General features: G+C 72.5%; 9 protein-coding genes and 1 pseudogene. 2 read left to right on the forward strand and 8 right to left on the reverse strand.

The features are described from left to right. Positions 1–340: pseudogene (locus tag N4P33_RS25290) on the forward strand (shikimate dehydrogenase); the annotation flags it as partial. Between the two features lie 36 nt (positions 341–376). Continuing rightward, positions 377–2,410 carry a sugar phosphate isomerase/epimerase and 4-hydroxyphenylpyruvate domain-containing protein gene (locus N4P33_RS25295; protein WP_260829053.1) on the forward strand — a complete coding sequence of 678 codons (2,034 nt, stop codon included), beginning with the start codon at positions 377–379 and terminating at the stop codon, positions 2,408–2,410. 16 nt (positions 2,411–2,426) lie between these two features. Here N4P33_RS25295 and N4P33_RS25300 read toward each other — a convergent pair whose 3' ends face one another. From N4P33_RS25300 to N4P33_RS25335, 8 genes are all read right to left on the reverse strand, one after another. After that, the gene (locus tag N4P33_RS25300) at positions 2,427–3,011 is read right to left on the reverse strand and encodes a histidine phosphatase family protein (protein WP_260829054.1); all 585 of its coding nucleotides are present in this window, start codon (positions 3,009–3,011) and stop codon (positions 2,427–2,429) included. 6 nt (positions 3,012–3,017) lie between these two features. Beyond that, positions 3,018–3,902, reverse strand: coding sequence for a phosphogluconate dehydrogenase (NAD(+)-dependent, decarboxylating) (gnd, locus tag N4P33_RS25305; RefSeq protein ID WP_260829055.1), 885 nt, complete (start codon positions 3,900–3,902; stop codon positions 3,018–3,020). Between the two features lie 200 nt (positions 3,903–4,102). Next, the gene (opcA, locus tag N4P33_RS25310) at positions 4,103–5,038 is read right to left on the reverse strand and encodes a glucose-6-phosphate dehydrogenase assembly protein OpcA (protein WP_260829056.1); all 936 of its coding nucleotides are present in this window, start codon (positions 5,036–5,038) and stop codon (positions 4,103–4,105) included. Continuing rightward, positions 5,035–6,621: a glucose-6-phosphate dehydrogenase gene (gene zwf, locus N4P33_RS25315; RefSeq protein ID WP_260829057.1), complete on the reverse strand. Its 1,587-nt coding sequence runs from the start codon at positions 6,619–6,621 to the stop codon at positions 5,035–5,037. The genes opcA and zwf overlap by 4 nt, the downstream gene beginning before the upstream one ends. A 364-nt stretch (positions 6,622–6,985) precedes the next feature. Beyond that, complete coding sequence (locus N4P33_RS25320) at positions 6,986–8,401, reverse strand: glycoside hydrolase family 16 protein (protein ID WP_260829058.1); 1,416 nt, start codon at positions 8,399–8,401, stop codon at positions 6,986–6,988. A gap of 231 nt (positions 8,402–8,632) precedes the next feature. Then, a complete protein-coding gene (locus N4P33_RS25325) occupies positions 8,633–10,738 on the reverse strand; it encodes an MMPL family transporter (RefSeq protein ID WP_260829059.1) in 2,106 nt (701 codons plus the stop codon). 130 nt (positions 10,739–10,868) lie between these two features. Continuing rightward, on the reverse strand, positions 10,869–11,540 hold the full coding sequence (locus N4P33_RS25330; RefSeq protein ID WP_260829060.1) for a response regulator transcription factor: 672 nt from the start codon (positions 11,538–11,540) through the stop codon (positions 10,869–10,871). Then, positions 11,537–11,934, reverse strand: a 398-nt coding sequence (locus N4P33_RS25335) for a sensor histidine kinase (RefSeq protein WP_260829061.1), incomplete at its 5' end; no start/stop codon positions are given. The genes N4P33_RS25330 and N4P33_RS25335, both read right to left, overlap by 4 nt.

Below are 11,934 nucleotides of genomic sequence, written 5' to 3' on the forward strand. Positions count from 1 at the left end.
AGCGCCCCCGGACCGGCTGCCCCGCCTCCTCGCCGACGCCGACGGCAACGGCGGCCTGGTGCACGCCACGCCCACCGGGATGGCCGCCCACCCCGGGCTGCCCCTGCCCGCCGAACTGCTGCACCCCGGGCTGTGGGTCGCCGAGGTCGTCTACCGGCCGCTGGAGACCGAGCTGCTGCGCACCGCCCGCGCGGCCGGCTGCGCAGTCCTCGACGGCGGCGGCATGGCCGCCTTCCAAGCCCTGGACGCCTTCCGCCTGTTCACCGGCCGCGAGCCCGACAGCGCCCGCATGCTCGCAGACCTCACCGAACTCACCGCCCCCGTCGGCGCCTCCCACTAGTCCGCCGACCACGGAACTCCCAAGGCAGGTACCGACGTGCGTACGTCCATCGCCACCGTCTCCCTCAGCGGCACCCTGACCGAGAAGCTCACCGCCGCCGCCCGGGCCGGCTTCGACGGGGTGGAGATCTTCGAGAACGATCTGCTGGCCAGCCCCCTCGGCCCGGCCGAACTCCGCGCCCGCTGCGCCGACCTGGGCCTGAGTGTCGACCTCTACCAGCCGCTGCGCGACATCGAGGCCGTGCCCCGCGAGGTGTTCACCGCCAATCTGCGGCGCGCCCGCCACAAGTTCGAGCTGATGCGCGCGCTCGGCGCCGACACCGTCCTCGTCTGCTCCAGCGTCGACCCCGCCGCCATGGACGACGACACCCTCACCGCCGCGCAGCTCGCCGAACTCGCCGATCTCGCCGCCGACTTCGGCATCAGGGTCGCCTACGAGGCACTGGCCTGGGGGCGGCACGTGAACACGTACGACCACGCCTGGCGGATCGTCGAAGCCGCGGACCACCCGGCGCTCGGCACCTGCCTGGACAGCTTCCACATCCTCTCCCGGGGCTCCGACCCGAAGGGCATCGAGGACATCCCCGGCGAGAAGATCTTCTTCCTGCAGCTCGCCGACGCCCCGCTGCCCGCGATGGACGTCCTCCAATGGAGCCGGCATCACCGCTGCTTCCCCGGCCAAGGCGGCTTCGACGTCGCCGGACTGGTCCGGCACGTACTGCGCACCGGATACACCGGGCCGCTGTCGCTCGAGGTGTTCAACGACGTCTTCCGGCAGGCCGAGGCCGGACCGACCGCCGTGGACGCCCGGCGTTCGCTGCTGGCGCTCCAGGAGGAGGTGGGCGTCGCCGCGCCGCCCCCGCCCGTCGTCCCCACCGGCGTCGCCTTCGCCGAACTGCTCACCCCCGACACCGAACCCCTTGCGGGGCTCCTCGGCGCGCTGGGCTTCGCCCGCACCGCCCGCCACCGCACCAAGCCCGTCGACCTGTGGGAGCAGGGCGAGGCCCGGATCCTGGTCAACACCGGTACGGCCGTACGCCGTGAGGGCGCCCGGCTCGCCGCGGTCGGCCTGGAGTCACCCGACCCGGCCGGCGCCGCACGCCGCGCCGAGGCCCTGCTCGCGCCCGTCCTCCCGCGCCGCCGAGCCACCGAGGACGCCCCACTGGACGCGGTCGCCGCCCCCGACGGCACGGAATTGTTCTTCTGCGGCACCACACCGGCCGACTGGCGAACCGACTTCGACGCCACCGCGCCCACACCGACCGAGCCCACACCGACCGGGCACACATGTACCGGGCGCACACGTGCGGAGCCCACACTGACCGGGCGCACACGTGCTGGGGACACACTGACCGGGCGCACACGTGCTGGGGACACACCGACCGGGCGCACAGGCGCGGGGGACACACGGACCGGGCCCACACGGGCGGGGAACACACCGACCGAGCGGCACATACAGCCCGATCACACACGTGCCGCGCACACACCGCCCGAGCCCACACCAGCGGCCCCTCCGCTCATGCACGGCATCGACCACCTCCAACTCACCCAGCCCTGGCACCACTTCGACGACGCCGTCCTCTTCCACCGCACCGTGCTGGGCCTGCGCGCCGAGGACAGCGTCGACGTCGCCGACCCCTACGGCCTGCGCCGCAGCCGCGCGGTCAGCAGCGCCGACGGCAGCGTCCGGATCGCCCTGACCGTCGCCGCCTCGCCGACGGACGACACCGTCCACGCCCAGCACATCGCCCTTGCCACCGACGACGTGGTCGCCGCGGCCCGCCGCTTCCGCGACGCGGGCGGCCGGCTGCTACCCATCCCCGCGAACTACTACGACGACCTCGCCGCCCGCTACGACCTCCCCGACGACGAGCTGGAGACGTACCGTGAGCTGGGCATCCTCTACGACCGCGACACCCACGGAGCCCTGCGCCACTGCTACACGCTCACCACCGGCCGCGTCTTCTTCGAACTCCTCCAACGCGACGGCGGCCACCGCGGCTACGGCGCCCGCAACGCCCCGGTGCGCCTCGCGGCCCAGCACGCGGTGCAGGTGAGCGCGGGAGGCTGAGGGCCGGCCCTCGCTGTCAGGGCCGGGTGTTCCACTCCTCGATCACCGGTCTCCCGTGCTCCAGCGACAGACGGCACAACGTGCCCGTCTCCAGGCGGAACAGCCTGCCCTCCCTCGGCGGCAGCCCCAGGCGACGGGCCGTCAGGACGCGCAGGAGGTGACCGTGGGCCACGAGCAGGACGTCGCCCTCCTCCATGGCGCCCGTCACCCGGGACAGCACCCGGTCCGCCCGTTCGCCCACCTGCCGCGGCGACTCACCGGGCAGCTCCGGGCCGGGCGGCACCCCGTCCGTCCACAGGTCCCAGCCGGGGCGGGTGCGACGGATCTCGGCGGTGGTGACGCCCTCGTACGCGCCGTAGTCCCACTCCCGCAGGTCGGGCTCGGTCACGGCGTCGGCCAGGCCCGCCAGTTCGGCGGTACGGCGGGCGCGCAGCAGCGGGCTGGTGAGCACGAGGGAGTAACGCCGGCCCGCCAGCAAGGGAGCGAGGGACTTCGCCTGGTCCTCGCCGGTGGCGGTGAGCGGCAGATCGGTCCGCCCGGTGTGCCGGCCCGATCTGCTCCACTCCGTCTCCCCGTGCCGGGCCAGCAGCAGGTCCCCCACGGCCCGTTACGCCTTCTTCGCCGTCTCGACGGCGTGCCCGCCGAACTGGTTGCGCAGCGCCGCGACCATCTTCATCTGCGGCGAGTCGTCCTGGCGGGAGGCGAACCGGGCGAACAGCGATGCGGTGATCGCCGGCAGCGGGACCGCGTTGTCGATGGCGGCCTCCACCGTCCAGCGGCCCTCGCCCGAGTCCTCGGCGTAGCCGCGCAGCTTCTCCAGGTGCTCGTCCTCGTCGAGCGCGTTCACCGCGAGGTCCAGCAGCCAGGACCGGATGACGGTGCCGTCCTGCCAGGAGCGGAACACCTCGCGGACGTTGTCCACCGAGTCCACCTTCTCCAGCAGCTCCCAGCCCTCGGCGTAGGCCTGCATCATGGCGTACTCGATGCCGTTGTGGACCATCTTCGCGAAGTGCCCGGCGCCGACCTTCCCCGCGTGGACATAGCCGTACGGCCCCTCCGGCTTGAGCGCCTCGAAGACCGGCTTGAGCCGGTCCACGTGCTGCTTCTCGCCGCCGACCATGAGGGCGTAGCCGTGCTCCAGCCCCCAGACGCCGCCGGAGACACCGGCGTCGACGAAGCCGATGCCCCGTGCGGCCAGCTCCTTGGCGTGCTTCTCGTCGTCCGTCCAGCGGGAGTTGCCGCCGTCGATCACGATGTCGTCGTGCTTGAGCAGACTCGCCAGCCGGTCGACGACCTGCTGGGTGGGCCCGCCGGCCGGCACCATCACCCAGACCGCGCGCGGCCGGTCGAGCCGGTCCACCAGGTCGGCCAGGCTGGGCACATCGGAGAGCTCGGGATTGGTGTCGTACCCGACGACGGTGTGGCCGGCGTTGCGGAGGCGCTCGCGCATGTTGCCGCCCATCTTGCCGAGACCAACAAGACCGATCTGCATGTCAGTTCACTTCCTGAGTTCGGGTGGGGCGGCCCACGCGGGCGGCCGTAAACGGATCGGACGGATCGGACGGATCGGACGGATCGGACGGACCGGGGACGGGCAGTGCGGTGCCCGAGGGGAGGGCGGGTGCGAGGCGCTGGACCCGGACCTCGCCGAGTCGGGCACCGCACCCGCGGCGCCGCGTCGGCACGGCCGTGTCAGGCATGGGCAGGTACCCCCTCGCCCACCTCGCCGCGCAGCGCCACCGCGTACATCTCGTCCGCGTCCAGGCGGCGCAGCTCCTCGGCGATGAGCTCGGAGGTGGGCCGGACCTTCAGGGCGAGCCGGCGGGAGGGCTGGCCCGGCAGGGACAGCGTGGCCAGCGGGCCCTCGGGGCGGTCGATGACGATCTCGCCGTCGACGGTGCCGAGGCGGACGCCCGTGACCACCGGCCCCGGCGTCTCCACCCGCTCCACCGGCACGTGCAGCCGGGCCTCGAGCCAGCGGGCCAGCAGCTCCGCGCTCGGGTTGTCGGCCTCGCTCTCCACGGCCGCCGAGGTCACCTTCAGCCGGGCCTGGTCGAGGGCGGCGGCCAGCATCGAACGCCACGGCGTCAGCCGCGTCCAGGCGAGGTCGGTGTCGCCGGGCGCGTAGGTGCGGGCCCGGGTGCGCAGGGCCTCCAGGGCGTGCTCGGCGGCGTACAGGTCGGTGATGCGACGCTGGGCCAGGGCGCCGAGCGGGTCCTTCGAGGGGGCGTCGGGGGCGTCCGCGGGCCACCACACCACCACCGGCGCGTCCGGCAGCAGCAGCGGCAGCACCACCGAGTCCGCGTGCTCGGACACCTCGCCGTAGGTGCGCAGCACGATGGTCTCGCCGGTGCCGGCCTCGGATCCGACGCGGACCTCCGCGTCCAGCCGGGGGTGGGTGCGCTCGCGCGGGGTGCGGGCGTGCCGCTTGATGACGACCAGGGTGCGCGAGGGGTGTTCGTGCGAGGCCTCCTCGGCGGCCTTGATCGAGTCGTAGGCGTTCTCCTCGTCCGTGACGATCACCATCGTCAGCACCATGCCGACGGCCGGGGTGCCGATCGCCCGGCGGCCCTGCACCAGCGCCTTGTTGATCTTGCTTGCCGTGGTGTCGGTCAGGTCGATCTTCATGGCCTGCGCCAGCTCCGTCCGTCTCGTGCGAGCATCTCGTCGGCTTCCGCGGGTCCCCAGCTGCCCGAGGCGTACTGCGCGGGTGTGCCGTGGGACGCCCAGTACTCCTCGATCGGGTCGAGGATCTTCCAGGACTCTTCCACCTCCTGGTGACGGGGGAACAGGTTGGCATCCCCCAGGAGGACATCCAGAATGAGCCGTTCGTACGCCTCCGGGCTGGACTCGGTGAACGACTCGCCGTAGGCGAAGTCCATCGTCACGTCCCGGATCTCCATCGACGTGCCCGGCACCTTGGAGCCGAAGCGCACGGTCATGCCCTCGTCCGGCTGGACCCGGATGACGATGGCGTTCTGGCCCAGTTCCTCGGTGGCGGTGGTGTCGAAGGGGGAGTGCGGCGCGCGCTGGAGGACCACCGCGATCTCGGTGACCCGGCGGCCGAGCCGCTTGCCGGTGCGCAGGTAGAAGGGGACGCCCGCCCAGCGGCGGTTGTCGATGCCCAGCTTGATGGCGGCGTAGGTGTCGGTGGTCGAGGACGGGTCGATGCCGTCCTCCTCCAGATAGCCGCGCACCTTGGTGCCGCCCTGCCAGGCGCCCGCGTACTGGCCGCGCACGGTGTGCCGGCCCAGGTCCCGCGGCAGCCGCACCGCGCGCAGCACCTTCAGCTTCTCGGTGAGCAGCGAGGCCGCGTCGAAGGCGGCCGGTTCCTCCATCGCGGTGAGGGCGAGCAGCTGGAGGAGGTGGTTCTGGATGACGTCACGGGCGGCGCCGATGCCGTCGTAGTAGCCGGCCCGGCCGCCGATGCCGATGTCCTCGGCCATGGTGATCTGCACATGGTCCACGAAGGACCGGTTCCAGATGGGCTCGAACATCTGATTGGCGAAGCGCAGTGCCAGGATGTTCTGGACGGTCTCCTTGCCGAGATAGTGGTCGATACGGAAGACCTGCTCCGGATCGAACACGTCGTGCACGATCGCGTTGAGCTCCTCGGCGGACTTCAGGTCGTGCCCGAACGGCTTCTCGATGACCGCGCGCCGCCAGGAGCCCTCGGATCCCTCGGCCAGCCCGTGCGCCTTCAGCTGCTGGACGACCTTCGGGAAGAACTTCGGCGGTACGGAGAGATAGAAGGCGTAGTTGCCGCTGGTGCCCCGGGAATGGTCCAACTCCTCGACCGCGGCGCGCAGTTGCTTGAACGCCTCGTCGTCGTCGAAGTCGCCCGGGATGAACCGCATGCCCTCGGAGAGCTGCTGCCAGACCTCCTCGCGGAACGGGGTGCGGGCATGCTCCTTGACCGCGTCGTGCACCTCCTGCGCGAAGTCCTGGTCCTCCCAGTCCCGGCGCGCGAAGCCCACCAGTGAGAATCCCGGCGGGAGCAGTCCCCGGTTGGCGAGGTCGTACACCGCGGGCATCAGTTTCCGCCGGGACAGGTCACCGGTCACCCCGAAGATGACGAGCCCGGACGGGCCCGCGATCCGGGGCAGCCGGCGGTCCTGGGCGTCCCGCAGCGGGTTCGCCCAGCCGGCCGCCGACGCTGCGGGCGGCACCGCGCCGTCGTCCACCGGATCCTGGGTCGTCTCGTCGGTCATCGGGCGTCAACTCCCTTGTCGTCCAGCGACTTCGTCACGGTGTTGAGCCTCCGGCACCGCGCGTTTATGCCCCGGCACGATCAGCTCCTCCCATACAGGGTGTCCCGGTATGCCGGATCCTTCACTTCCGGTCTGATCACTGGCCCCGTCGGGAGACCGCCCGTCCCGGCATATCGGCATGTTTCGACTCTAACTCCCCACCGCCCCCGAAACGCGCCGGATCCTCGCTTGACCTGCGACGATGCCCCCGTCCGGGCGGCGGGACGCAGCCCGGCAGACGCGCTGAAAGGGGCCCCACGCGTGCGTGGGGCCCCTTCCGGCCGGCCGGGGAGGGCCGGTTTGTGGGGGGTGGAGCGGGTGAGGGTCAGTGGCCGAAGGTGAACCAGTTGACGTTCACGAAGTCCGCCGGCTGGCCGCTGGTGAAGGTCAGGTACACGTCGTGCGTGCCCGTCACGGCGCTGATGTTCGCGGGGACGGTCCGCCACGACTGCCAGCCGCCGGTGTTGCCCACCGCGAAGCTGCCGATGGGCGCGTTGCCGCGGCTGTCCAGGCGCACCTCGACCAGTCCGCTGACGCCGCTCGCCGCGCCGCTCGCGACCCGCGCGGAGAACTGGCGGGCCGGGTTCGACCCGAAGTCGACGCCCTTGAAGTGCAGCCAGTCGCCGTTCGCGAGCGCGCCCACGTTCCGGCCGCCGCCCGAGTCCGAGGTGGTCTCCGTCATCACGCCCGACTGGCCGTCGTAGGACTCGGCCTGGATGGTGCCGTAGGCGTCACGGCCACCGCCCGGCGGGGGCTCGGTGCTGCCGCCGCCGGAGGTCAGCACCTGCACGTAGTCGACGAGCATGGAGTGGCCGGGCTGGGTGCCGGCGTCCGGGCCGCCGCCGAAGGCGTCGGGGAAGCCGCCGCCCATCGCCACGTTGAGGATGATGTAGTAGCCGTGGTTCGTGGCGTTCGTCCAGGTGGTCGCGTCCACCTGGTTCTCGCGCACGGTGTGGAAGTTGGTGCCGTCCAGGTAGAAGCGGATCTCCTCCACGCTGGTCGAGCGGTCCCACTCCAACCGGTAGGTGTGGAAGCCGGCCTGACAGGTCGTGCCCTGGCAGGTGGTCGAACCGCCGATGCCGCTGTGCTCGTTGCAGGGCCCGCCCGGCGCGGTGCCGCAGTGCATCGTGGCGAACACCGTGTTCATGCCCTGGGTGTTCTCCATGATGTCCAGCTCGCCGACCGCCGGCCAGTTCCAGTAGTTGCCGCGGTAGGGGGCGCCCAGCATCCAGAACGCCGGCCAGTAGCCCTTGGCGGCGGCGCCGGTGACGTTCGGCACCTGGATGCGGCTCTCGACGCGCAGCGTGCCGCCGGCCGGGGGCTGGAAGTCGGTGCGGTTGGTCTCGATGCGGCCCGAGGTCCAGTTGCCGGCGGCGTCGCGGCGCGGGGTGATCCGCAGGTTGCCGTTGCCGTCGAGGGAGACGTTCTCCGTGCTGGAGGTCATCGTCTCGATCTCACCGGTGCCCCAGTTGGCGGGGCCGCCCGGGTAGCCCTTGCCGGTCGCGTACTGCCAGCGGGAGGTGTCGACGCCGCTGCCCGCCGGGCCGTCGAAGTCGTCGACGAAGACCTGGTTCCAGCCCGACGGGGGAGGCGGCGCGGCGGCGCTCGCGGACGGACTGGCGATGCTCGTGGCGGCCGCCGCGAGGCCGAGCGCGCTGACGACGGCGAGGAGGGCCCGCCGCACGGGGCGGGGTCTGTGCGGGGTGCGAGAGGTGCGGGGTGTGCCGGAGGGGTCACTCATGTGGGGATGCCTCTCGGATACGGATGGCCGAATGCGGGGAGTGCCTTCGGGAGCGCCCGGTCGCTGTTCTGAGAGCGCTCTCAAGGGTGTCGCCAATGTGCTCCCCGACCTCTTGGCCGTCAAGAGGTGTAACCGAGAAAGTCCTTGCGGGACAGGTGAGTTCAGCTCATGAACGGTGCGAATGGGGGCAAGCGCACTGCGCCTGCCCCCACCGCGAACGGCACCCTGCGGTCAGACCTTCTCCGGCACCCGCGGCCGGGGTGTCTCCGCCTCCTCGTGGAGGCCGAAGCGGGCGTGCGCCCGGCGCAGCGGTGCCGGGGCCCACCAGGCGCGGCGGCCCAGCAGGGCCATGGTGGCCGGGACGAGAAGCATCCGGACGACGGTCGCGTCCACCAGCACGGCCAGGGTGAGACCGAGACCGATCTGCAGGATGGGCGAGAAGCCGCCCGTCATGAAGGCGCCGAACACCACGGCCAGCAGCAGCGCCGCACAGGTGACCACGCGGCCCGAGCGGCGCAGACCCGTCACCACGGCCTCCCGCTCGTCACGGGCGTGCTGCCGTGCCTCCCGCATCCGCGCCAGGATGAACAGCTCGTAGTCCATGGCGAGTCCGAACGCGATCGCCACGATCAGCGGCGGCGCGGTGAGACTGAGCGCGCCCAGCCCCTCGGCGCCCAGCAGCCCGGCCAGATGACCGTCCTGGAACACCCACACCACCACACCCAGCGCGGCGGCCAGGCTCAGCAGCGTCGTCGCGATGGTCCGCAGCGGCAGCAGCACCGAACCGGTGAACGCGAACAGCAGCAGCAGGATCCCGCCGAGCACGGTCACGACCGCCCAGGGCGCCCGGTCGGAGAGCATCGCCCGGAAGTCGACCAGCCGGGCGGCGGTCCCGGTGACCTCGACCGGCTCGCCGCCGCGCAGGTCCCGTACCCGCTCGACCAGGTCGGTGGCCGCCGTTCCGTCGACCTCGCCGGGCGGCCGGACCTCGATCACCTCGCCGCCACCGGGCAGCTCACGGGTCACCGCGCCCGGCGACAGCGCGCGGATCCGGTCCGCCGTCGCCGCGTCGGTGCCGGGCTTGACGACCACAGTGATCGGCGAGACCCCGGTGCCCGGCGGGAAGTGCTCGCCGACGGTGTCGTACAGCTGCCGCGCCTCGGTGTCGGTGGGCAGCTGCCGGGCGTCGCCCACGGAGATCCGCATGCCCGTCACCGGCAGCGCCAGCACCAGCAGCGCCGGGACCACCACGGCCAGGACGGCGATCCGGCGCCGCGCGGCGAAGGCGGCGATACGGCCGAACAGCCGCCCCTCCTCGCCCTCCGGCCGCGTCTTCGCCGGGGCGATCCGCCCGCCGAACCGCGTCAGCAGCGCCGGCAGCAGGGTCAGCGCCGCCAGCATGTCGACCACGACCACCGCGGCGACGGCCAGGCCCATGCTGCGCAGGAACACGCTCGGGAACACCAGCAGCCCGGTCAGACTCACCGCCACCGTCAGACCCGAGAACAGCACCGTCCGCCCGGCCGCTGCGACCGTGCGGTGCACCGCCTCGACGACGTCCTCGATGTGCCGGCGCTCCTCACGGAACCGCACCAGCATCAGCAGCGCGTAGTCCACCGCGAGCCCGAGCCCCAGCATCGTCGTCACCTGGATCGCGTACACGGAGATGTCGGTGACCTCGCTGAACGCGAACAGCGCCAGGAACGCCCCCGCGATGCCGCTCACCGCCACCAGCAGCGGCAGCAGCGCCGAGCGCAGCCCGCCGAACACCACGAGCAGCAGCGCCAGCACCACCGGCAGGGAGATCAACTCGGCGTTCTTCACATCCTGCTGGGCCCGTTCCCCGAGCTGCTCCCCGAGCAGCGGGCCGCCGCTCACATGGACCTGGGGGGCGTCGATCTCCTTGATGCGGTCGGCCGCCGCGTCCAGCGTCCGCTCCTGGTCCGCGTCGTCCAGCCCGCCCGCGAGGGTGACGGAGACGAGCAGCGCCTGCCCGTCCTCGGCAGTCAGCCCGCGGGTGGTGTACGGATCCGGCACGGCGGCGACCCCGGCGAGGTCACGGAGGTCCGCCACGGTCCGCCCGACCTCGGCGCGCAGCTCAGGATCCGCGACGGCGGTGCCCGCCACCACACCGGTGATCGAGTCGCCCGCCGGGTCCTCCCGCTCCAGGTACTGGGCGGCCGACTCGGACTCCGTTCCCGGCACTTCGGGAACATTGTCGGACAGCCGCGCGAACACGCCCGTCCCCAGCCCGAAGCCGAGCAGCAGAAACAGCCCCCACAGGAGCATCACGGTCAAGGGGCGGCGGGTGGCCGCCCGGGCGAGTGCGAGGAGCACGGTCCCTCCCGGCGAGTGAATGCGTCGGTGACGCCCTCAGACTCGTCCCGGACAGGGGTGCGGCGGATCGCCGACGGGAGTGGTTCGCGTGCCTCGCCCGCACGGGGGAGACGCGGGCCCGGCTCACCCCTCAGGGGGATCCCGGGGTGATCAGACCCGACTCGTACGCGCAGATCACGGCCTGCACCCGGTCCCTGAGACCGAGCTTGCTCAGCACATTGCTCACATGGGTCTTCACGGTGTGCTCGCTGACGAACAGCGTGGTGGCGATCTCCGCGTTGGACAGCCCCCGGGCCAGCAGGCGCAGCGTCTCCACCTCGCGCGCGGTCAGGGCGTCCAGGCGCTGCGGGGTGGCCGTCTCGGCGGCGGCCTGCTCCCGGCGGCGCCGTACGAGATCGGCGACCAGCCGGCGCGTCACCGTCGGCGCGAGCAGCGACTCGCCGGCAGCCACGACACGCACCGCGTGCACCAGGTCGTCCCGGCGCACGTCCTTCAGCAGGAAGCCGCTGGCGCCCGCGTACAGCGCGTCGTACACGTACTCGTCCAGGTCGAAGGTGGTCAGCATGACGACCTTGCAGTCCGACTGCGCGCACACCCGCCGGGCCGCCTCCAGACCGTCCATCACCGGCATACGGATGTCGAGCAGCAGCACGTCGGGGGCGTGCCGGCGCACCGCCGCCACCGCCTCCTCGCCGTCACCGGCCTCCGCGACCACCTCGATGTCGTCCTGCGCGTCCAGGATCATCCCGAACCCGGCCCGCACCAGCTCCTGGTCGTCGGCGACGACCACCCGGATGCTCACCCGAGGGCCGCGTGCCGGCCGGCCGGCACGGGCAGCCGGACGACGACCCGGAAGCCGCCGTCCGGGCCACGGCCGGTCTCGGCGCTGCCGCCGCACGCGGCGGCCCGTTCCCGGATGCCGATCAGCCCGTGCCCGCCGCCCTCCGCGGACGGTCCCCGTCCGTCGTCGGTCACCGTGAGCATCACAGAGTCCTCCGCCCAGTCCAGTCGCACGGTCGCGCAGGAAGCGTACGCGTGCTTCACCGTGTTGGTGAGCGCCTCCTGCACCACACGGTAGACGGCGATCTCCGTGTCCGGGGGCAGCGGACGCGGCTCACCGCTGGTGCGCAACTCGGTGCGCAGACCCGCCGACCGCCCGACCTGCCGCACCAGCGCGGGCAGCGCCGCCACGCCCG

The organism is Streptomyces sp. 15-116A (assembly GCF_025290915.1).
Lineage (GTDB): Bacteria > Actinomycetota > Actinomycetes > Streptomycetales > Streptomycetaceae > Streptomyces.